At 58.2% G+C, this 22390-nt stretch carries 24 protein-coding genes; 22 read left to right on the plus strand and 2 right to left on the minus strand.

Annotation, left to right across the window (positions count from 1 at the left end; translation table 11 throughout):
- The first annotated feature begins 144 nt into the window (after positions 1-144).
- The 4 genes from metG to M2103_RS02580 all read left to right on the plus strand — a co-directional run bounded on the left by metG (position 145) and on the right by M2103_RS02580 (position 6062).
- Complete coding sequence (gene metG, locus M2103_RS02560) at positions 145-1680, plus strand: methionine--tRNA ligase (protein WP_277508545.1); 1536 nt, start codon at positions 145-147, stop codon at positions 1678-1680.
- Between the two features lie 292 nt (positions 1681-1972).
- On the plus strand, positions 1973-3850 hold the full coding sequence (dnaG, locus tag M2103_RS02565; protein WP_277508546.1) for a DNA primase: 1878 nt from the start codon (positions 1973-1975) through the stop codon (positions 3848-3850).
- A gap of 24 nt (positions 3851-3874) precedes the next feature.
- Positions 3875-5710, plus strand: coding sequence for an RNA polymerase sigma factor RpoD (rpoD, locus tag M2103_RS13215; RefSeq protein ID WP_343215393.1), 1836 nt, complete (start codon positions 3875-3877; stop codon positions 5708-5710).
- 91 nt (positions 5711-5801) lie between these two features.
- A complete protein-coding gene (locus M2103_RS02580) occupies positions 5802-6062 on the plus strand; it encodes a twin-arginine translocase TatA/TatE family subunit (RefSeq protein ID WP_277508547.1) in 261 nt (86 codons plus the stop codon).
- 195 nt (positions 6063-6257) lie between these two features.
- Here the strand turns inward: M2103_RS02580 and M2103_RS02585 are convergent, their stop codons facing one another.
- Positions 6258-7187 carry a phosphodiester glycosidase family protein gene (locus tag M2103_RS02585; protein WP_277508548.1) on the minus strand — a complete coding sequence of 310 codons (930 nt, stop codon included), beginning with the start codon at positions 7185-7187 and terminating at the stop codon, positions 6258-6260.
- Between the two features lie 163 nt (positions 7188-7350).
- Here M2103_RS02585 and M2103_RS02590 point away from each other — a divergent pair, with 163 nt between their 5' ends.
- The 18 genes from M2103_RS02590 to M2103_RS02675 all read left to right on the plus strand — a co-directional run bounded on the left by M2103_RS02590 (position 7351) and on the right by M2103_RS02675 (position 21415).
- A complete protein-coding gene (locus M2103_RS02590) occupies positions 7351-8586 on the plus strand; it encodes a site-specific integrase (protein ID WP_277508549.1) in 1236 nt (411 codons plus the stop codon).
- 66 nt (positions 8587-8652) lie between these two features.
- Complete coding sequence (locus tag M2103_RS02595; protein ID WP_277508550.1) at positions 8653-8892, plus strand: hypothetical protein; 240 nt, start codon at positions 8653-8655, stop codon at positions 8890-8892.
- Positions 8893-9062: 170 nt separating this feature from the next.
- Positions 9063-9395: a hypothetical protein gene (locus tag M2103_RS02600; protein WP_277508551.1), complete on the plus strand. Its 333-nt coding sequence runs from the start codon at positions 9063-9065 to the stop codon at positions 9393-9395.
- Positions 9392-9967 (plus strand): hypothetical protein, encoded by a 576-nt coding sequence (locus M2103_RS02605; protein WP_277508552.1) that lies wholly within the window; start codon positions 9392-9394, stop codon positions 9965-9967. Before M2103_RS02600 ends, M2103_RS02605 begins: the two co-directional genes overlap by 4 nt.
- Positions 9943-10953 carry an AraC family transcriptional regulator gene (locus M2103_RS02610; protein ID WP_277508553.1) on the plus strand — a complete coding sequence of 337 codons (1011 nt, stop codon included), beginning with the start codon at positions 9943-9945 and terminating at the stop codon, positions 10951-10953. The genes M2103_RS02605 and M2103_RS02610 overlap by 25 nt, the downstream gene beginning before the upstream one ends.
- Before the next feature lie 79 nt (positions 10954-11032).
- On the plus strand, positions 11033-11368 hold the full coding sequence (locus M2103_RS02615; RefSeq protein ID WP_277508555.1) for a hypothetical protein: 336 nt from the start codon (positions 11033-11035) through the stop codon (positions 11366-11368).
- 29 nt (positions 11369-11397) lie between these two features.
- On the plus strand, positions 11398-11745 hold the full coding sequence (locus M2103_RS02620) for a hypothetical protein (RefSeq protein WP_277508556.1): 348 nt from the start codon (positions 11398-11400) through the stop codon (positions 11743-11745).
- The gene (locus M2103_RS02625) at positions 11726-14392 is read left to right on the plus strand and encodes a TraC family protein (RefSeq protein ID WP_277508557.1); all 2667 of its coding nucleotides are present in this window, start codon (positions 11726-11728) and stop codon (positions 14390-14392) included. Before M2103_RS02620 ends, M2103_RS02625 begins: the two co-directional genes overlap by 20 nt.
- Positions 14393-14423: 31 nt before the next feature.
- Positions 14424-14849: a hypothetical protein gene (locus M2103_RS02630; protein WP_277508558.1), complete on the plus strand. Its 426-nt coding sequence runs from the start codon at positions 14424-14426 to the stop codon at positions 14847-14849.
- Complete coding sequence (locus tag M2103_RS02635; protein ID WP_277508559.1) at positions 14846-15643, plus strand: hypothetical protein; 798 nt, start codon at positions 14846-14848, stop codon at positions 15641-15643. The genes M2103_RS02630 and M2103_RS02635 overlap by 4 nt, the downstream gene beginning before the upstream one ends.
- Positions 15644-15652: 9 nt before the next feature.
- A complete protein-coding gene (locus M2103_RS02640; RefSeq protein WP_277508561.1) occupies positions 15653-16594 on the plus strand; it encodes a hypothetical protein in 942 nt (313 codons plus the stop codon).
- A gap of 3 nt (positions 16595-16597) precedes the next feature.
- On the plus strand, positions 16598-17287 hold the full coding sequence (locus tag M2103_RS02645; RefSeq protein ID WP_277508562.1) for a hypothetical protein: 690 nt from the start codon (positions 16598-16600) through the stop codon (positions 17285-17287).
- Between the two features lie 122 nt (positions 17288-17409).
- Entirely contained in the window at positions 17410-18228 is an 819-nt protein-coding gene (locus M2103_RS02650) for a hypothetical protein (RefSeq protein WP_277508563.1), read from the plus strand.
- On the plus strand, positions 18225-19292 hold the full coding sequence (locus M2103_RS02655; RefSeq protein ID WP_277508564.1) for a TrbI/VirB10 family protein: 1068 nt from the start codon (positions 18225-18227) through the stop codon (positions 19290-19292). The genes M2103_RS02650 and M2103_RS02655 overlap by 4 nt, the downstream gene beginning before the upstream one ends.
- Positions 19289-19810: a hypothetical protein gene (locus M2103_RS02660; RefSeq protein ID WP_277508566.1), complete on the plus strand. Its 522-nt coding sequence runs from the start codon at positions 19289-19291 to the stop codon at positions 19808-19810. Before M2103_RS02655 ends, M2103_RS02660 begins: the two co-directional genes overlap by 4 nt.
- Complete coding sequence (locus M2103_RS02665; RefSeq protein WP_277508567.1) at positions 19807-20094, plus strand: hypothetical protein; 288 nt, start codon at positions 19807-19809, stop codon at positions 20092-20094. Before M2103_RS02660 ends, M2103_RS02665 begins: the two co-directional genes overlap by 4 nt.
- 101 nt (positions 20095-20195) lie before the next feature.
- Positions 20196-20567, plus strand: a complete 372-nt coding sequence (locus M2103_RS02670) for a hypothetical protein (protein ID WP_277508570.1) — start codon at positions 20196-20198, stop codon at positions 20565-20567.
- Positions 20568-20635: 68 nt separating this feature from the next.
- Positions 20636-21415 carry a hypothetical protein gene (locus tag M2103_RS02675; RefSeq protein WP_277508571.1) on the plus strand — a complete coding sequence of 260 codons (780 nt, stop codon included), beginning with the start codon at positions 20636-20638 and terminating at the stop codon, positions 21413-21415.
- Here the strand turns inward: M2103_RS02675 and M2103_RS02680 are convergent.
- Positions 21405-22292, minus strand: coding sequence for an AraC family transcriptional regulator (locus tag M2103_RS02680; protein WP_277508572.1), 888 nt, complete (start codon positions 22290-22292; stop codon positions 21405-21407). The genes M2103_RS02675 and M2103_RS02680 overlap by 11 nt on opposite strands.
- Positions 22293-22390 lie beyond the last annotated feature (98 nt).

Below are 22390 nucleotides of genomic sequence, written 5' to 3' on the forward strand. Positions count from 1 at the left end.
CCGACAAAATTCCAAACCCCAAAACAATCCTTCGCGAAACGATTGTCTTCCTTTGGAATTTCGGGATTTGGAATTTAGCCGCCCTTCCCCGCATTTTCCTCTTCGACAACCACACACCAACCCCTTTTCCTGCCCTCACAAACAATGAGCAACTTCTACATCACCACCGCCATCGACTACGTGAACGGCTCCCCGCACCTCGGCCACGCTTATGAAAAAGTGCTGACCGACGTCATCGCCCGCTTCCGCCGCCAGATGGGCGACAATGTGTTTTTCCTCACCGGCGTCGACGAGCACGGCCAGAAAGTCCAGCAATCCGCCCGCGCCAAGGGCATCGCCCCGCAACAATTCTGCGACGAAGTTTCGCAGGAATTCCGCGACCTCTGCGCCAAGCTCGAAATCTCCAACGACGACTTCATCCGCACCACCGAGCCCCGCCACAAAAAAGTCGTCTGCGAAATCCTCCAAAAACTCTACGACAAGGGCGAAATCTACAAAGCCGAATACAAGGGCTTCTACTCCACGCGCCAGGAGCAATTTCTTCAGGACAAGGACCGCAACCCCGACGGCACCTGGCCGGAAATCTTCGGCGAAGTCACCGAAATCACCGAAAGCAATTACTTCTTCAAACTCCGCCAGTATCAAGACTGGCTCGTCGACCATCTCAAGACGCACGAGGATTTTGTCTTCCCCCGCTACCGCCAGAAACAAGTCATCGAATTCCTCAAGGAACCGCTCAACGACCTTTGCATCTCGCGCCCCAAGGAACGCCTCGAGTGGGGCATCCCCCTGCCCTTCGACGAAAACTTCGTCACCTACGTCTGGTTCGACGCGCTCACCAACTACTACACCGCCGTCACCGAAAAGCCCGGTTTCTGGCCCGCCAACTTCCACGTCATCGGCAAGGACATCCTCGTGCCGCCGCACGCCGTCTACTGGCCCATCATGCTCAAGGCCGCCGGCATCGAGCCCCCGCGCTCGCTCCTCGTGCACGGCTGGTGGTCGATCAACGGCAGCAAAATGTCCAAGAGCACCGGCAACTTCGTCGACCCCGTCGCCTTCGCCGACCAATACGGCGCCGACGCGTTGCGCTACTTCGTGATCCGCGAAATGAGCGTCGGCCAGGACAGCGACTTTTCGCAAACGCAATTCCTCGCCCGCTACAACGCCGACCTCGCCAACAACCTCGGCAACCTCGTCAACCGCACGCTCAACATGACCAACCGCTTCGCCGGCGGCGTCATCCCCGAGGCCGACGCGGGCGCGAGCGGCGAACTCGAAACCGAGCTGAAAACCCTCTGGGAAAAAACGCGCGACGAAGTCATCACACTCAACGAAGGCTTCCAGTTCCACATCGCGCTCGAGCGCACCTTCTCCTTCGTCACCGCGACCAACGCCTACATTGAAAAACGCGCCCCGTGGAAACTCGGCAAATCGGCCGAGCCCGCCGACCAGGCCGCGTTAAAAACCTCGCTCGCCACAATGGCCGAGTCCCTGCGCCTCGCCAACGCGCTCCTCTACGCGGTGATCCCCGGCGCCACGGCGAAAATCCGCGATGTGATCGGCGCCAAAACCGAGCCCAACTGGCGCGACGAACTCGTCTGGGGCGCCCGACTGACCGGCAACAAAGTCGCCGAGTCGGCGATCCTGTTCCCGAGGCCGCAAACAAAAACCTCGTAAGACGGAGTGCCGATTCGCGTCGGCGGTTCGTTTCCAAGCGCGGCGATGAATCGCCGCCAAGCCCTCGCATTTGCACATCCCGACATGTTCGCCGGCGCGCACACGCACCGTGCAACGCGGCCCCGTCGGAAATTTTTTGCATCCCCGCAACTTCTTGTAACCATTCCGTTCTAACACGCGTCAACTGCCGCCCGCCGATTATTTTCCGCTCGCTCTTATCCGTTCCGCGTCCCGGAATCCGCGTTCCGCTTCAGCCTTCAGCTCTTCAGTCCTTCAGCCTTTTTCTTCCACCATGCCCATCGTCAAACCCACATGCCTGCGCGACCTGAAATTTCGCGTGAACATCGTGGATGTGGTGGGTCGCGTGGCGACGCTCAAGCGCGCTGGTTCGCGTTTCAAGGGGCTGTGTCCTTTCCACAACGAAAAAACGCCCTCATTCACCGTCGATCCCGACAAGGGTTTCTACAAGTGCTTCGGCTGCGACAAGGCTGGCGACATCATCCAATTCGTGCGCGAGACCGAGGGGCTCGATTTCACCGAGGCCATTGAGACGCTCGGCCGCCGCTACAACGTCGCCATCGAATACGAGGAAGGCTCCGGCCCCACGCGCGAGGAGCGCTCGCTGCGCCAGGAACTCTTCGCCATCCACGAAATCGCCGCCGACCATTTCCACCAGGTTTTCAAAATCGCCGACACGAAAAACACCACCGGCGAGTGGATGCGCGAGTATTGGAAAAACAAACGCCGCTTCACGCCCGATCTTGCCGAGGAGTTCAAGATCGGCGCCGTCGCGCCCGACGGCAGCGCGCTTTTCTCGCGCCTGCACAAGGAGCGTTTCTCCGAGGAGGCGTTTCGCCGCTGCGGACTTTTTTTTATCAACGAAAACGCCCCGGTCAACCTCCACTCGGTCAAGTCCCGCTTCCGCGGCCGCCTCATGATTCCCATTCGCGACCATCAGGGTCGCGTGGTCGCGTTCACCGCGCGCCAGACCGATCTCACTCCGCAGGACGATCCCGCGCGCGAGGCCAAATACGTCAACTCGCCCGAGACCCCCATCTTCACCAAAGGCCACCTCCTCTTCAATCTCGACCGCGCCCGCACCGCCGTCGGGCCCGACGCGCCCTTCGTCCTCGTCGAGGGCCAGCTCGACGCGCTCCGCTGCTGGTCCGTCGGCCTCAAAACCGCCATCGCCCCGCAGGGCACCGCGATCACCGAAAGCCAGCTCACGCTCCTCCGCCGTTATCACCCGCAAGTCGAATGTCTCTTCGACGGTGATTCCGCGGGCCAAAACGCCGCGCTCCGCTATCTGCCCCTCGCGCTCAAAGCCGGCCTCGAGACGCGCTTCCTCGCCCTTGCGGGCGACGAAAAAATCGACCCCGACGACCTTTTTCGCGAACGCGGCATCGCCGCCTACGCCGAGCTCAAGCGACACGCCCAGAGCGCGATGACCTTCGCCTGTCGCAGTCACCTCCCCGACCCCGCCGCGGCCTCCGCCGAGCAAAAACACGCCACCGCCCGAGCCCTTTTTGATATCATCCTCGCAACCGATTCCGAGATCACGCGCGCCGAGTATCTCAACGAAATCGCCTCCCGCCTTCGCATCCCCATCAACGCCCTATCCCGCGATTTCGAGGCCTATCGCGCCCAGGCCCAAACCCGAGCCTCTTACACGACGCAGCCCGAAACGCCCGCCGTCGCGCAAACCCTTCCCGCCCAAAACACAACGCCCGAGTATCACCTCCTCCTCCTCTGCCTTAACCACGAATCCCTCGGTGTGCCCATCGCGCACCTGCTCACCGACGAGCGCATCGGCTGGATCGACCAAACCCACCCCGTCGGCCAGCTCCTCAACACCGCCCTCAGCCACTTCGAGCAAAACGACTGGCCCGGGCGCGACCACCTCGACGAAATCGCCGAAAACGACGAACAACGCGCCCTTGCCGCCGCCATCCTCGCCGAAACCTGCGAACACGACGACCCGCGCCGCATTGCCAACCAAGCCCTCACCGCCATCCGTAACCGCGCGCTGGAGCCGCAACTTCGTCAAATAGAACTTGCGCTCTCAACCCTTCAGGCGAACAGTGAAGTTGACGCAATTTCTCTGATCAAACAACGCACCGACATCCAACGTCAACTGCGCCAGCCATTCGGGCTGCCTGCCGTTGACTAGTTTATTTTACTCGCATCACACACCATGCCGCGCAAAGCCAAGAAAAAAACCGCCACCTCATCCGTCCACTCCGACGCAGTCGAATCCGCCATTGAGCGCGCCGAGGCCGCCGCCGCCGAGCATTCCTCAAACCCCGGCGCCAATGAGAAAATTCGCGCGCTCATCCGCCAGGCCAAGGAACAGGGCTATCTCACCACGGAGGACATCGGCGAAGCGCTTCCCGACACCCACGAGGGCCAGGAGGAATATGAAAACGTCCTCAACATCCTCGGCAACCTTGAGATCGAGGTCATCGACCCCGACCAGGTCGAGGAATACAAACAGCAAAAGGAAGACGCCGAGGAGGAGGAATCGCGCACCTCGAACAACGACATCCTCGACGATCCCGTCCGCATGTATCTAAAGCAGATGGGCCAGGTTCCCCTGCTCACCCGCGAGCAGGAGGTCGAAATTTCCAAGCGCATCGAAACCGCCGAGCTCAAGGCGCAAAACGTCCTCTTCGAGGTCGCCATCATCGGCCGCCACATCGCCGAACTCGGCGCCAAGCTCATCACACGCGAGGAGCGCTTCGACCGCATCGTCATCGATAAAAAAATCGAGAGCCGCGAATCCTACTTCAAGCACCTCCCCAAGCTCGTCGAGACCACGCAGAAAAACGAGGAGTCCGTCGCCCAAGGCTGGGAGGAGCTCAGGAAGGCCAAAACCGAGGCCGACAAAAAACGCGTCGGCACCAAATACAAAAAACGCGAAAACACCCTCCGCGCCAATTTCAGCAAATACTTCTTCAAACTCAAAGTTTACGAGGAATACCTTGAGAGCAGGAAGGCCGTCTTCGCCGAAATCGAGGAGCTCTACGCCAAACTCGACCGCGCCAAAAAACCCAAGACCAAAAAAGACGCCGGCATCGACACCAAGCCCATCAACGCCCGCCTGAAACAAATCGAGCAGGAATGGCGCATCAACCCCGCGCGCTTCCTCGAGGTCATCAAGCAAACCAACGTCCACGTTCGCGAGGCCCACAAGGCAAAAACCGAAATGGTCGAGGCCAACTTGCGCCTCGTCATCTCCATCGCGAAAAAATACACCAACCGCGGCCTCTCCTTCCTCGACCTCATCCAGGAGGGCAACATGGGGCTCATGAAGGCCGTCGAGAAATTCGAATACCGCCGCGGCTACAAGTTCTCAACCTACGCCACCTGGTGGATCCGCCAGGCCATCACCCGCTCCATCGCCGACCAGGCCCGCACCATCCGCATCCCGGTCCACATGATCGAGACGCTCAACAAGGTCATGCAGGTCCAGAAACAACTCCTTCAGGAGTTCGGACACGAACCGACCCCGGATGAAGTTGCCGACGAAATGAACCTCCCCGTCGAGCGCGTGCAGCAAATCATGAAGATGGCCCAGCAACCCATCTCGCTCCAGTCGCCCGTCGGCGACGGCGACGACACCAGCTTCGGTGATTTCATCGAGGACAAGTCCGCCGAAAATCCCTACGACATGACGGCCTTCTCGCTCCTCCGCGAAAAAATCATCGACGTTCTGGATTCGCTCACCGAGCGCGAACGCCGCGTGCTTTCGCTGCGCTTCGGCCTCATCGACGGCTACAGCCGCACACTTGAGGAAGTCGGCAAGCAATTCCGCGTCACCCGCGAGCGCATCCGCCAGATCGAGGCCAAGGCACTGCGCAAAATGCGCCATCCCACGCGCATCCGCCAGCTCCACGGCTTCTTCGACGCCGAGCAAATCGACAACGCGCAAAACCTTCTCCAGCAAGTTGCCCGCGAGAAAAAAGCCGGCGAGTCGATCATCCCGCCCTCCGGAATCCAAAGCGCCTTCAACCCCTTTGGAAAAAGGTAAGCCCTTCCTGACAAACACAAAAACAAAGGGCGAAACCCTTTTTCGCCCTTTACTCATCATCCAATAAACAACACCTTCCCCGAAAACCACCATGAATAGCGACCCAAGTTTGATCCTCGCCGTCTTCGGCCTCGGCGCCACCGAGCTGGTAATTATCTTCGCCGTATTACTCCTCCTCTTCGGCGGCGCGAAGCTCCCCTCCCTCGCCAAGGGTCTTGGCCAGTCCATCCGCGAGTTCAAAAAGGCCTCCGCTGAAAACGATAAGGACGAGGATGAGGACGACGAACCCGAGGCCAAGAAAACGGTAAAGAAAAAAGCCGACGACAGCGTCAAAACCAACGGTTCGAACTGACCCTATTATTTTCACATTCCCTTTCCCGCGAAAGACGACCCGCCCGGTCGTCTTTTTTGTTTCAAACAAACCTCCGCGTTCCCCCTGTCCAAATCCGGCATGACCGGAGTTCCCGCGTCGCCCTGGCCCAACGACAGGACGGTGATCATCAGGTCACCGGTCGCGTCAAAGTCGCGCCCTGTCTCACTAAATGCGTTAGCGCGTCTTGGTTTGCGCGGTCAGGTAAATGCCGATGTTGGAGCCGACGGAGCGTTCGTGGGATTTGGCGGTGGGGCGGTTGGCGAGGAGGGCTTTTTGCTGATTTGCGTCCCAGTAGCAGAGGGTGGTTGAGCCGCCGCCGTCCATGTTGATCGCGTCGGAGCTGCCGGCGGCCTTGAGGAAGCGGGCGGTTTCGTGTGTGTTCGCACCGAGGCTCCAGCCTTTCTGGCGTCCGTCGATGGTTATAATGTAGAAATAATTGCGATCCTGCGAAAGGCCGTAGGCGATGCGCGGGTGCAGCGAGGTTCCGACGGGGCCTTCCTGCCCTTGGAGTTCTCCTTTGCGGAGGATGATGGCGAAACCGGCCACGGTCATGCCGATCTTTTTGTAGTCCGCCTCGGAAACGGATGTGACAATGTCCGCGCGGCCGTCCGCATAGACGACGAATTGCGCGCGGTGGGGCTTGGTGTCGCAAATGATCTCGCCGTCGGTGATGCAGAGCCCGTGGGGATGCCCGTATTTGTGGGTGTATGGCTTGACCCAGGGTTTCCACGGGGCGGCGTTGGCGGCGGCGACCATGTCGAGCCCGAGTCCGCCCTCGCTTTTTGGCGTGCGGGCGTTGAGGAGGAAATCGCGGGTGCGAACGCGCTTGGTGCGAATCACCATTTTTTCGTAGTCGGGCATGGGCTTTCCCCAGTCGGCGTCGCGGGGCGTGCCGGTGAACTTGAGCCCCGGCGTCCGCAGGTCGATGCGCATCAGGTTGATTTTCAAAAGCCGGGGCTGGTCGGTATCCAGCTTGAGCAATTTGATTCCGGGTCGGATGTCCTCCGCCTTGGTCCAGTCGATTGCCGGCGCGCCGGACAAGGCTCGGCAAAGGAGAAGGGAAAGGCAGAACAGGGCGGCGGTCGCAACGTGTCGGGTTTTCATCGGGAAAGTTTCTGAATGCAAACAAGTGCGCGAAAAATTTCCAAATCCCAAAATTTCAAAAAACGCGATTGCGTCCCGGGAGCGCGGGCATCCTGCCCGCAGTCCCTAGAGGGAAAGAGGACGGTTTGCGGTCAGGTTGCCAGTTGATGCGGCAACCATAATGATGAAAACTCATACCGCATCAAACTTCACGGTCAAACCGTTCAAAAATCGCAATGGGGTCACTTCGTGGCGCGTTAGCGGCTGGCTCCACGGCCTGCGCGTCCGCAAAAACTTCAAGAACAAGCAGGCCGCCTTCGTCGAACGCGGCACGCTCGACTTGAAACTCATGCAGACCCAATCAAGCTTGCGCCCCGTCACCACGAGCCTTTCCGAGGAACAGGTGCGCGAGGCCGAAATCCTCTTCCAAAAATTCGCCGGCAAGCCGCGCACGCTGGCCTTTTACGCGGACCACGGCCTGACGCACTACAAGGAGCCTGCCTCGCAAATCAGCCTCGCCGACGCAGTAAAAGCCTATCTCGAAATCCGCCGCGACGACGAGAGGCGCAACGTCATCGGCAAACGCCAGCTCAAAACAATCGAAAGCGAGTTCAACGAGCTTCAGCGTCATTTTCCAACGCAAAACCTGTCAGACCTCACCACCGATTTGCTCAAGCCTTACCTCAATCGTGGCAATCTCGCGCGCCCACAAATCCATCCCGCGCGCAAGACGGTCAATCTGCGCTACGGCCACCTGTTCACCTTTTTCCGGTTCGCCGTCGTCACCAAGGAATGGCTGGTCAAAAATCCGCTCGCGAAAATCAGCCGCCACAAGCTCGAACACAGTCGCGGTTCGGCGCCGACGCTCAGCGCACAGGAGGCCGCCAAGCTGATGGCCCACGTCGAAACCCTCCACGACGGCGCGTTCGTGCCCTATTACGCACTGTGCCTGTTCGCCGGCATACGCCCGAGCGTGCAGGACGGCGAAATTTCCCGCCTGCCCGCGAAGGACGTGCGCCTCGACACGTGCACCATCCACATCGAGCCGGACGTTTCCAAGGTGGACATGAAGCGAAACATCGACATTCAGCCCAATCTTGCCTCGTGGCTCGAAGCCTACCCGCTCGACAAGTTCCCCGTCATCCACAAATCGCTTCCGAAGTCTCGCATCGCCATCGCAAAACAGTTCGGGCTCTCGCACGACGTGATGCGGCACACGTTCATTTCAATGCACGTTGCGAAGTTCCGCTCGATGGGCGACACGGCGTTGCAGGCTGGCAACTCCGAGCGCATCATCCGGCGTCATTATTTGAACGTGACCACGCCGCAGGAGGCCGAAGCCTTCTTCAATATCATGCCAGCACTGCGCGGCAAACCGCAGGCGGAAACCAGCACCGCCGCGCTGTCCGTGGCAGCCTGAGCACGGCACATCGATCGCGCGGGTTTATGGGAATGCAAGGGCATGGAAGCACACACCAACACACCAATGCAAACGACCACACCACACACCACGCCCCGCACGATCACCAGCCCGATGACCGACATTACCGGCCTGCGCCTGAGCGGGATTTTTCCCGCCGGGCGCGAGCCGTCCATCCGCACCTTGCGCGAATGGACGAAACTGCGCCGCATCCCGTATCACAAGGTCGGCCACTTTGTTTACTATGACCTCAACGAAGTCATCATGCACATTCGCGCCAGGCTAAAAGTTCCCGCGCGTGCCTGAACCGACGAATGATATTCGTCACACCGTGGCGATTTTCACGAGGCCGCATTCGCGGCCTTTTTTGTTGCTACAAAACACGACTGAAAATGCGGACAAATCACACCGACCGCCGTCCGCTATTTTGATGCGGAAAGCGGGCGCATGATGCGCGGCGAACCAAACCGCACATCATGAAAACAAACACAAAACACAACAAATCCGCCGCCAATAAAACCGCATCCGCCATGCTCGAAGCCGACGCCTTCTTCGCCGATCCCGTTGACCCGCTTGCCGAGGGCCGTGCGCTTGGGTTGGAAGTCATAACGCATCTGCTTCTCTGGATGTCCGACGCGCCGACACTGGAAAGTCGCGGACTGCGCGCCACCGTGGCGCTCTATTGCATACGTCCCGACCTGATCGACGGCCTTACGTTCGAGCAAATCGGCGAACTCGCCGGATGCACGCCGCAAGCCGTCCATAAACTTGCGAACGACTTTCGCGAAAACACGGGGTTGCAGCCATGAGAACGCAGCCGTTGCATTCCACCGCCATCGCTGGCGCGACATCCGCAGCGAAGGAAATCAACCGCCTGCACGCCGAGGCGCAACGCCTCGCGGCGGAGTCCCGTCATTCGCTTGACGGGGCTCTTGCCTCCGCATGGCACGCGGGCTGTTTGCTCAACGAGGAAAAAAAGCGCGTGCGCCGCTCGGCGGGGCACGGCGCATGGATTCCCTGGCTGAAACATTTCTTCTTGGGATCGATGAGCACGGCGCATCGTTACATGCGCCTGGCTCGCGGCACCGGCGACATCGCGCTCTTGCGGGGGATCAGTTTGCGGCAAGCCTACGCGCGACTCGGCATCGCCACCGAGCCGAAACACCACGCGCTTGACGAGAAGCATCCCCTGCCGAAGCCACCGGCGCACGTCTTGCTTGCGAGTAAATTGATCCGGTTCTTGCGACATCAAAACAACCAACATGCAGCGCGCGGCGCAACGGATTGCATTCGCGACCTCGCGCCACTCTACGCGCAACTCCGGCCTTTGTTTGAAAACACTGTTAGCAACGGGAATTGTTCAATTCGTTCTGCGAAATAGCGCATGCGTTCAAGTTTGTTCAACGGGAATTCTATAAAGACACGGGCGGAATATCCGGCATCCCTTGCCGGCATTCCGGCCACCCCGTGCCAACCCCGGCTCCATCACACGAGAAGACACCCCGCGCCGCCCGCAATGGCGGAGGCAACGGCATTTTGCAGAGGATGGCGCCCGCGCAACGTCTAATCGAAAGCGCCGGAAAGTGGCACCGGATTATCGTGATGCCGGAAAAACACACCGATGCGCAAATCGACTGGATGGACAAAAATGACGATGTGCTCGGCAGCGTCACTGTTCGCGGACAGTGCGCGGTGTTTATAGCTAGGCATACGAGTCACGTCCTTGTTTTGAAACAAGAGACGACTTTGCTCCGTTTCCGCGTGGAGGACGACGCGGCACTATGGCGGCAGTCCGTTTGCCCGCAACCACTGGAAGGAATAGAATGTCGTCCGCTGTGGAAACTGGCACGGCGAGACAAGGGCATCATGGATTTAATCAACCTTCTTATTGGATCCAACGCCACGTTTCCCGAGAGCTATTTTCATCACCTCGGCGCGGTGCTTTCGTATCATTTGATTGATGCGCTTCACCATGAAAACGAAACCGCGCCCGCGACGATGGACGCGGAGCGTTTGAATCGCGTGCTCGATTACATTGAGCAAAATCTTCACGGGAGGATTTCAATCGAAACGCTGGCGGACGTTGCGTGCATGAGCCTGTCGCATTTCAAGCGATTGTTCAAAGCCGGCACAGGCATGACCGGGCGTGACTATGTATTCAGGGAACGGATACGCCGTGCGCAGACGCTGCTTCGGCAGGGGCGATTGCGCATCTCGGAGGTGGCCGCGCACTGCGGGTTCAGCGACCAGAGCCATCTCGACCGGTGCTTTCGCCGGCATTGCCAATGCACGCCGGGGGAATTTTTGAAAATGAGCCGTTCGTCCCCAAAAATGAGCCAACCATCCAATTCAAGCGGAAAAAAATAGGGCAACATGGCGGCACACTTTGACCGGATTTCGCACAACGCGAACCGGGTAAAAAAACAACCCTCCCGTCACTGCCGCCATGAAAAAACTTCCCACGTTTATTGCTATAGTAACCGCCGCGCTTACTTCGACAGTGTCAGCACACGCGGCGCAAATCGCCTCTCCGCTCATTCTCGCGCAAATACCCACCCAGGTGAAAACCGGCTTCCAATACGGTCTCGGTATTTTGTTCATGGTCGGGTTCATCTGGGGTGTCATTAATATTTGGGGCGGCGCGGATCGCCTCAAGAAGGGCGACGCGGATGGCAAGATGGGCATCGTTTCAGGCATCATCATCGCCGGGGCCGCTGCGATCATGGCCGCGCTCTTCTATATTTTTGGAATGAGCGACGGCTCGCTCACGCCGCAGTTCTAACGAGAGCCAATCGCTACCACTTCGCCGTCATGAGCGCCGCATTGCGCATCACCGACACCAACAGTGCGAACGACAGCAAAGGTCGCGCGCTGGGCTTCGAGGGAAACGATTTTCTCTATGTCGTGATCGGCATCGTCGCGGCCATCGGACTGTTTCTCGTTCTCTACGCGATGCTGGGTGTAGGGCCGTTCACCGCGCTCGTTTTCACCGTGCCAGTCTGCATCGGCCCGTTTCTTTGGGTGATCTTTTTCCGTCGCAACAAACCCGAGGGTTACGCCGGCGACTTCTTCGACGAACTTCTCAATCGCGAGGGCTGGAGCTATGCGCCGCACAGCCAGCCTCCGCCCATGACCCGCCATGAAAACCGCCGCGCCTAACGGTCATTTCATAGAGGGAATGATCCTCTACGGCTCGCTCGAAAAGGGCGGCGTCGCCAGCAAGGGGTTTCTTTTGCAGCCGCCCGATTTGCGCGGCGGCACCACCGCGCAGCTCAACGCCTATCAGGACAAAATCCGCAGCCTGCTCGCCGCGCTCAGCGACGGAATGCGCGCGCAACTCCAATGGACGTGCAACTGCGACTACCGCCAGGAACTGACGCGATATCACCGCCAAACCGAGCGCGTCACAAACGCACACATACGCCGCGTGCGCACCGAACGCTTCGAGCGTTACTGGCGGCGGATGCACTCGCGCGATCTGCGGCGCGAACAACTCGTCCTTTTCGTATCGACGCGCATCGACACCACCACGCCGACTACGACCACGCGCGACAATCTCGCCGCCTACTACGCAAAGCTTCTCGCGCAACTGCGCACGCGCTTCGACGAGCTGACCAGTGGCCTCCGCACGCTCTTCGGCAGCGACACGACAGTCACGCCGATGGATGACCTCGCACACTTCACCTATTACTCAAAATTCCTCAATCCCTCGCTTGCCGACGCCTTCGACATCGACTTCGTCGCGCGCTTCAACGCCGCGCAAACCATTCAGGAAAACTGCTGGTGTTCCGATGGCGTGAACATCGAAAAACAACCAGCCGGCTTCTATTTCGACGGCCTGTATCACACCGTGTTTACATTCAAGCGCTGGCCGAGCCGCACGTATCCCGGCATCATTTTGCGGCTCACCGCGCTGCCGTTTCTCGACTACCAAATCACCGTTAATCTCGAACCGCTTCCGACCAAAAACGAAGTCGAAAAAGAGGAGCGATCAATCGAGCGTTTGCGTGGCGAATACAAATCCACCGAGCGCCATTCGCTCCTCGTCGCCATCGGCAAAAAGGAGCGCAAGGTCGAATCGCTCTCAACCGGATTCATCCGCCCGTTTTCGACAACCTACATCATCCGCGTTTGGGATCAAACCGAGCAGGCGCTTTCCGCAAAATGCGCCGCTGTCAAAAACGCGATCAATAATCTCAGCGGCGCGCAGTATTACGAATGCGCCCTGCCATCGACCGCGAAAAAGCTTTTCTTCGCATCATGGCCGGGCTGGACGCATTCGTCCTACCGTCATCGCAACCTCTACGCCGAGGATTCCTACCTCGCCGACCTGCTGCCCTTCTCATCGACCTTCACGGGACATCTCGCCGAGGCCGAGGCGATTTACGACGGCGCGCAGCAAGGCAACCTCGTCGGACTGCGCACGTTCATCGGCAACCCGCCGACGCCGCAGCACGCTGTTTTGCTTGGCGCGACGGGCGCGGGAAAATCTGTCCACATGTGCGACCTGCTCGAACAAACCGCCGCCTACTACGACTACACCGTCATCATCGAGGAGGGTTTATCCTACGGGATGTTTACCGAGGCGATGGGCGCGCGACCGATCATTCTGCACCCGGACGGCGATCTCACGATCAACTATCTCGACACGCGAAAACTTCCGCTCAACCAACTGCAAACCGCCACCGCTGTCGCGCTCGTTTCGCGCATGATCGGCGAAGCCTCTGACGAGGAAACGCAGCAAATCCGCCAGGCGATTCTCGGCCAATACATCAGCCAACTTTATCAGGATTGTTTTGAGGACTGGTCGAAGCGGCATAGCGCGCTGATCCCGCAGATTCAACGCATGGCGTGCGCCGCGCACAAATGGAAGCGCGATAAAATGCCGCACGGCACGACCGATCTCGAATCCTACACCGAACTGCGCGACTTGATCGCACGCGACGACGACGAGGCACATCTATTCATAGCAAGAATCCCGGAGTCGGACATCACCGCGTTCCTGCAAAATCCGCAGACCGAACGCGCCGTCATGGCGATGGCGCACGCGTGGTATGAGCCCGGCGATTATCCGCAGCACGCGAGCCTCGTCGAGTTGATGCAGTTTTCGCGTTTTCCAGAGCACAAAAAAGAAACCATCGACCATATCGCAACACTGCTCGCCGCATGGTGCGCACATGGCCAATACGGTCGCCTCTTCGACGGCCAATCGAATATTTCCCTGACGGGCGAGGTGGCACATTTCGAACTTGGCTACATTCCCGAGCAAGCCATCGAACTTAAAACCGCTGCCGGACTTTTGATAAACGGATTTTCGCGGCAGCATATAATTTCGCTGCCGCGCGCGCAGAGAAAACGCATCCTTTACGAAGAGCTCGCCCGCTTCCTCGACGTGCCGGGCGGCGAAAAAGTCGTCGCCGAATCCTACGCGCAATTAAGAAAATTTTCCTGTTGGACGGCGTCGATTGTGCAGCAATACAGTCGGTTCAAACACACGCGCATTCGCCCCGTCGTCATCGGAAACAGCAAGCAGTTTTTCCTCATGCGGCAATTCGATCGAAGCGACATCGCCGACATCGCGCGGGATATTTCGCTTCCCGAAAACGTCTGCGAGGCGATTCAAAATTACCCGATGCCGGAGCAGCAACCCGAGGGAAAGAAATTCTCGTCGATCTGCTTTTTCACGCCCGTCACCGACCCGCCGCTTTGCGGCACGGTGCGAAACATTCAACCCAAAAAGATTCACCACGGAGGCACGGAGAACACGGAGGAATGTCCGACGGACGCCTCAGTGAAGCCTCTGTGACCTCCGTGTCTCCGTGGTGAAGTTTAAAATTATGAAAACAAACATCTGCATACTCATACCACCGTTTCTACTGATAATAGTGTTTCTTTCCGGCTGCGGCACGCTCGGCGGCTCGGCAACCGACCTTGCGCTCGCCGGCGCGGGCGGGGCCATCGGCTACGAGGTTTCCGATCACAATGTCAGCGGCGCGGCCATCGGCGCCGCAGGCGGCTATGTTATCTCGAAGGTCGCGCAAACCCAGGTGAAGAAAGCCATCACCGACGCAGAGAAACGCGGATACGACCGCGCGATGAACCAAGTCGTGAAGCAGCAATATTGGATCATCCAAAACCTGCAAAAACGCGACGATGACAGCGCTGCCGAATCGCGCCTCGTCGCCGTGCAAATCCCCGAGGCCACCACGCCCGATGGCGTCCTCTTGAAAGCCACCACCGTTTACATCCGCGCACAGCCATGAAAAAACTATTCGCACTTTTTGTTCTCACGGCATCGACGGCATTGAGCGTGCTTGTCTTCGCCGGGATGCCCGTCATCGACGCGGCCAATCTCGCCAACAATCAAATCTCGCATTTCGCCACCATCGCCAAATGGGTCGAAAACATAGCGCAACTCAAGGCGCAGATCACGCAGTTGAAGGAGCAGGTCAGCATCCAGGGCCAGTTGCGAAACTGGACGGGCAATCCCGCCGATGTCGCGAAACTTCTCTCACTCGGCATACTCAGCGAAAACGATTTGTTGCGCGAGTTCGGGCTTTCTCGCAACGACATCACTCGCGCCGTGCAAAGCCTCGACACGCTCACGCGCACGGACGGCAACACCTATCGCTCCGTTTATGTTCCCGATCTGAACGGCGGTGCGGTCTCGCACGATCCGCTCACTTATCGCCGTCACGCGCTGCTCGACGCGCGCACGGACAACACGCGCACCGTCACCGACCAAACCCGCGCGCGCGAACGCGAATTGCAGGAGGAAATTGCTCTCACGCTCTCCGAGCTTCGCGGCGGCTCTACCGACGCGCAGGTGCAAAAACTCACCGCAAAATTGATCGTGCTCAACGGACAGCTCTCGCAAATCGAGACGACGCGCCGCCGTCAGGTTGACGAGGTGATCCTGCAAAAAATCGTGAACGACAACCGCCGCGAAACCGAACAACTCGCCGCCGCCGAGCTCGCCTCGAAGGACGGCTACATCGCCAATCAGCGCGTGAGCGCGTTCATGCGCTCCATCAACCCGCGCAAACACGCCCGCTGATTTTCCGCCATGGAAATGTTCCTGCCAGTTCTGGAAAACAAGATCATCGCGATGGTGACGGCGTTCCGCTTCGTCGTCTTCGCCATTCTTGTTGTCGGACTGGTCGCGCACCTCAGCCGGCATCATTATCACAGCAGCCAGATTGTGCGACCCATTGCGCGCGCCATCACAATCGTCGCGCTCATCGCCTCGATGCACTGGTGGTTTGCGCTCGCGGAAAACACCATGCTCGCGGCGGCGGATTACATTGATCCGCAATACAACGACAACCCCGCGCGCGCCTCCGAACTGCTGCGCGAGGGCACTGCTCAGAACCCGGAGAAAAAGGAATGGTCGTGGCGCAAGCTCAACGAATCGCTCTACAACGCCATCACCGACGCCGTCTCGTGGGTGTTCATACAAATCGGCACGCTCGTCACCGCGCCGATGATAATACTTCAATATATATTGCGCTGGATTTTGTATTTACTGACGCCGTTCGCGCTCGCGTGTTTTATGATTCCGGGCGGATCGCAAATCGGCGTTCGATTCTTTCAGCAAGTGCTCGCCGTGCTCGCGTGGCCCGTTGGCTTCGCCATCACCAATCTCGTTGCCATCGCGATCTGGCAGGACTTTCGCATGATCGTCGGCGCCGAGCCCGCATCCGCCGACATGGCCGCCTTCTCGCCGTTTCTCACCAACGTCGGCGGCATCCTCGCCGCGCTGACATTGCTCATTGGCACGATCAGCACGCCGATCATTTGCCAGAAAATATTCGCACAGGGATACGCCTTCACCGGCGAAACCGCCAACCCCGGCGCGCTTGGCCGCTCGGGAGTAGATATGCTCTATCGCGCAAATATGATCGGAGGCATGTTGAGCGCGCCATCAGCGGTGACGACAACCGCGATGGCGGCAAAGGCAAACGAGGCGCCGCCACCATCACCCGCGCAAACAATTCCCGGACTTTGAAAAATGAACACCGAGACCACGCATCATGAGGCATCCGCGCCGTTGCGCGAGACGCTCGTCGATAACTCCAGGCATCTTCCGCCGGCAAAAACGAAACGTGGCTTTTCGCCCGCGCGGCTTTTCGCAGACCACGCCTTTGCCGCGCGCATGTGGATGTTTGTCTCCTGCGGCGCGCTCGTCCTCGTTGTCGCTCAGCCGTTTCTTATTATTGAAGCGTATCGCACTCGCGAGCGCGTCGTCGTTCTCGACGGAGGCGGCAGTTTTTCGATTTCGCCGCTGCTCGGTTTCGAGGAGGCGAAGACACTGCACGAAACACTTTCCATTTGGTCTGCGCTCGCATTGCTTCAACGCAATCCGAGGAACTTCGATTTTCCTGATCTATTGCAGCGTCTCTATCTCACCGATGCGGCTACGAAAGCGCAGAACGAATTGCTCGCCTCGCGCGAGGAGTTCGAGGTGAAGCAGATTCATCAAAAACCGGAAGTCTTCAAAATCGACATCCTGCGCACACGCGAGGATCAGGTGCTCGTGCGCATTGAGGGCCAGCTTGTGCGCACGGGCGTTTTCGAACGGCAGGCATTCGCCGAGTCCCCGCGCTTTTCACTCACTCTCACCCTTGTCCGCAACCCGGACATGGTCGCCAACAAACGCTACCCGCTCGCCGTATGGAACTACGAATTCTCACAATATTAAGACAGGAACCGCAGATGAACGCAGATGGACACAGATTCAATCCACTGTGGCCTCAGTTTATCTGCGTCAATCTGCGTTCATCTGTGGTTAAAATTCTTCTGATTTTAATTTCGATAGCATCCGTGGTTCACGCCCGCGACATCGCTCCCGTCGTGAAACAATTTCCGCTCGATGAGCGCGTCGTTTATGGAATCCCCATCGGCACCAACGTGCCGACAACACTCATGTTTCCCTCCGCGCCGTCCGCATTGGAAAGCGCAGGCATCACCGCAAAACCGGAAACACCCGCGCCCGTGCTTCTCTCGCACGTTCCCGGACGGCATTATTTGAGTGTGCGCGCACTAAAACCGGATGCGCAAGCAACCCTCAATGTTATCTGGAAAAACCACACTTATATTATTTGTTTCACCGCGTCCGAAAAGCCCTACGGCTCGGTCACGTTTTATGAGGATCGTCTTGCCGGTCGCAGCTCCGCGCTCGCGAAACGTGTCACGCCCGACGCTCTTCTCGGTTTGCTCGACCGTGCGAAAACGTTTCGCCTCGTTCACGAGCAATATCCCGAGGCCGTGCAGCAAATCGAGCACCGCGCGCCGCCCGTTGCCGAGGCCGTCACGCGCTACAAGGATTTTTCCGCGACAGTTGAGGAGGTGTTCCGTTTCGATCCCGAGGACACGTTGGTTTTCAAGCTCAAACTCGAAAACGCCGGCGACACCGAGGTTGCCTACCAGCCTCAAAGTCTCGCCGCGCGCATCGGCTCGCGTGTTTACACCGCGTCCATTTCCGACGCCTCGGGGTTGATTCCGCCGCACGCGGTGACGACGGTGTATTTCGCAATCACCGGCACCCCGGACGGCGGACGCGCCAACCTTAGCGTGAAGAATATTTTTAATATCATCGTGCCGCGCGTCACCCGCGACGTGCAGCTCGTCATTCCCCAATGAAGCGTTTGTTGAAATTCATCAAAACGCCGGTTGGCAGCCTCACCATGCTCGCCGCGTTCATCGGCATCGGCGCGCTGCTCATTCACGGCAGCAACAAGCGCGAGCCGCGTCCGGAGATTTCCGCGAGCGCGCACGCGGCCACCGCCCCCGTCGAACGTCACACGATCACGCGCGGCGGACAGGAATTGAAAATCCCTCAATCGCATACTCCGCCTCCACAACAAACACGAACGCCGCCTGCCAGTGACGAGGAAGGAATTTCACGCCCTCGCGCAGCGCGCGTCGAAAAATCAGTCTCACAAACAAACGCGCCCGCGCCGTTGCCGATCAGTTTGTTATCCGCCGATGGCGCGCGTGTGAATGACATTACGCTTTCGCAAAACTACGCGCCTTATGGCCGGCTTATTTCCTGCGAAACAGTTGTCACGCTTGAGTCCTCGAAAATCGACACGCCAATCATTGGCCTCGTCACCGAGGATGTCTGGCACGACGGACGTCTCATTATTCCCGCCGGCGCGGAAGTCCACGGACGCGCCGCCGCCGACCACGCGCGTGAACGCATCGCGGCATCCGGCCAGTGGATTGTCGTCTGGCGCGATCACACCACCAACAACGGTGTCGAACTTGTCCTCAATGGCATCGCGCTCGATCGCCAGCGTGACGAATCAACGGGCGAGTTTGGTTTGCGCGACGGCAGCGCAGGACTCGTCGGCGAGATTTTGAAAACCGACGACTGGCAGGAGATAAAACTTTTCGCCTCTACCTTCCTCGCGGGCATGGCGGGCGGTTTGCAGGAAATGCGCGACCAGACCAGCGCGTTTGGCGACGTGAGCCAGGTGCCGAAGGCATCCGCAAAAAATGCCGCGCTGCAAGGCACATCCGACGTGCTCAACGCCTACGCCGCGCGCATCCAGCAAATCATCGCCCAGGACGGCTACTACGTCCGCGTGCCCGCGGGGAAGCAATTCTACATCTACGTCACCCAAACCCTCGACAAATCGAAAGCCACTCGCGGCAATCTCCGCGCCGACCTGTGGCAAAAGAAAGAAACGCCATCACAATGAAAACACACTCGCTACTCATCTTCACACTCGCCGCCGTGTGCGCTGCCTCGCTCAGCGGTTGCGCGCTTTTCAAGCGAAAGCAAACACCGCCGCCCGTTCAAACAATCGCCGCCTCACCCGTGAGCGGAACAGAACTCGATCCGGCCAACACGGAAAAATTGCGCCACGGTGAAACCATGCGCGCGTATCCAGTAAGTCGGTATGTCGATCCGCGTGACCCAAACCTCATGCACGAGGCACACATTGTTTATCGAAAGGAAACCCCCGCCGCGTGGAATCTCACACCGCACGCGCCGACTGTCGTGCCGCTGGGTCCCGTGCTGGCGTTGTCCGACCCCGCCGAGAAAACCGAGATCCTGCCCGCCGAGGTTGAGCAGAAGATGGCCGCGCAAAACCGCCTCATGGCCGCGCTCATAGAGCAAAACGAAACACTCACGGCGGAGCTTTCGCGTCTCAAATCCGAGATCACCAAGTTCCGCCAATCACAAACCACCACATCAAAACCGGAAAAACAATGACCACAGAAACACCTCCCGCTCCACCCGAAACGGACAACAAGATCGAAGTCGAACCACTCGCGATTGGCGTGCATCACCGCGTGAGCTTCGAGCAGGCGCACGCGCATCTCCAAAAAACCTACGGTAAGTCGCCGCCGACCGACGATCTCATGCGCCTGTGGCTCGCGTGCGCCACGCCGTGGGACATTACGCACGAGTTTGAGGAATCCGTTTTGAATATCTCCGGTAGCGATCTCGTTCCCGACGACAACGGTCACTACGCCCAATCACTCCTCAACCTCTGATTCGTTTTAACTTTGGGCGGACATGCCCGAACAAGGTCAATCGCCACTGGCGGCCAGCCGCCTTGATCAACCAATGGCTGGAGCAACCCAATACAAATACCATGTCACTAAAACAAGCTATCGCAGAGAAAAAGGCCAGGGAGAGCGCCGAGCAACGCATCAATCCCGAAGTCGATGCCAAGCTCACCAAATACATTTCGGACAATCCGAAATTATATACATACTACAACGAACTATCGAAGGAGCAGCTTATCCGAAAGCTCATGCTCGGAAAAATGCAGCGCAATGATTACACCCAGCAGCGCGATCAGGAGATCGTCAAATGGGTGGAGCAAAATCCCGACATCAAGGCGAAGATCGAGGAACGCATCAAAAATGTTCCCGCCGAAAACCGGCAGCGTGCTTTTGTCCGTGTCGCAAAGGATGAGGCCATGCGCCAAACCATGCGCGGCGGCCAAGGTGTGGGAGTCTGACAAACTGACAAACGCGGCGGCAGCCTGTGGATGAGGCTGCCGCCGCCAATTTTCCACACCAATCAACGATGCCGGAAGCCTCCGACAACTTGAGTGACGAGCTATTCGCGCTCTTGGGCGACACGCACGAAACAGCGGCGGTCACGCTTTTCCTACAACTGCTGCGCGAGTCGCCGATGTTGCGCAACTGGCTCGGCACCGCGTTCCTCGAACCGCACACCCGCTCGCGTCTGGCCGCCTATCTGCGAGGCGAGGAGCACCACGCCAGCCGGGGAAATCATCTGCTCGCATGGCTCGCCCACGCCAGCGATGCGCGCGAATCGTTCACGGCCGCGCTCGCGCGCGATCACAAGTCTGCGTCGGTTTCAACTTACGGCGGTCTCACTCGCGCGCAAGTTGTCCGGCTCATTCGTCGTTATCAATCGGGCGGCGCAAACGGCATCAATCTGCTCCCGTTCCTGCTCATCCACGCATGGCGACAGGTTCCTAACAACGCGCGCCCAAACGCCGCGCTCCTGCTTATGGGTGGCATGGTGTTGCGAGAACTATTTGCCGACAAGCCTTCATCGCTGCAACTCATACGGCACCTCGAAAAAGCGATTGAGTTTTTCCACGGACAACCGCGCGGCGCAATTACGCGGATGCACTTTGGCTACGTCAACTGGTGGAAGTTGTCGGTGCTTCACTACATGCTCAATAATCCCAAACCGCGTTACTGCACGAGGGATTTTGCAAAACACCTCTTAGCACAGAAAATCAGCGTCGATCCGAAAGATCTACGCCGCTTTTGCCAGAAGCATGGCATTGTTCGAGACACGCGTCCAGGGCGGCCGAGAGTCACGAAGTAGATTGCCCGCCTTTGCTCGAAAGCAGGTGCCCGTAGAATTTGCGCAGACTGCGCGACATGTGACTCTGATCGGAAAAACCGGCGGCGGCGGCGATTTCAGACATGCGCATGTCGCCACGTTTCAGTAATTCCAGCGCGAGATTAATACGTTGGATTAGGATGTATCGGCGCGGCTGGTAGCCGGTCGTTGCCAGAAATTTTCGTCCAAAATAACTCCGGCTGACTCCCGCAACACGGGCCATTTCCCGCACCTCCATGCGCACCGAAATATGATTATCGATCCAGCGCTGCACGCGTTCCATCTGCTTGCCATTCAGCCCTTTTGATAGTTGCGTATGCGTCTTCTTGCGTGATTGCAATCGTATAAGTTGCACCCCGAGAAGGACCGATATTGCCTGCAAGTGTAACGGATGCACGCGGTTCTGCTGGCGGCAAAGCTCAGCCATGAACATAACGAGTCCAAGCACCAGCAAATCACAGCGAAGAAGTTCACTCCAATGATGAATGAGCACATCGCGGCAGTTTCGTTCTGGAGAGATTTGCGCCATGAATGCCTCGCTTATATACAATGATACAAGTGCTGCAGGCACATTCCACCGGAAAGAATGAGATAGGTCTTTTTCTATAAAGCATAGATGCTGGCCGGCAAGGCTCCTTTTATCATGTGAACCGTTGGACAAATGCCATGCAAGCTCAGCACGAGAACAATCATCCATCATTAGGATGAATTGATGACGGCCATGTGTATGGGGTTCCCAGTAATGAGGAGGATGAAAGGCGTATCCTATATCGATATGTTTGTTATGGATACGGATAAAATGATCTCTATAAAAATTAGGCTTATTGCGGCAAACAGAAGCGTTGGGAGTGTTGGGCATGCAAGGTGATTGATCGTAATATATCCTATATTTATCTTAATTTGCGACGCATGTTCTGTAAGAAGATGTAGTTCGATTTAGGGCAAATTACTTTGAAG

Source organism: Ereboglobus sp. PH5-5, from assembly GCF_029504805.1.
In the GTDB taxonomy this organism is placed as follows: Bacteria; Verrucomicrobiota; Verrucomicrobiia; order Opitutales; family Opitutaceae; genus Ereboglobus.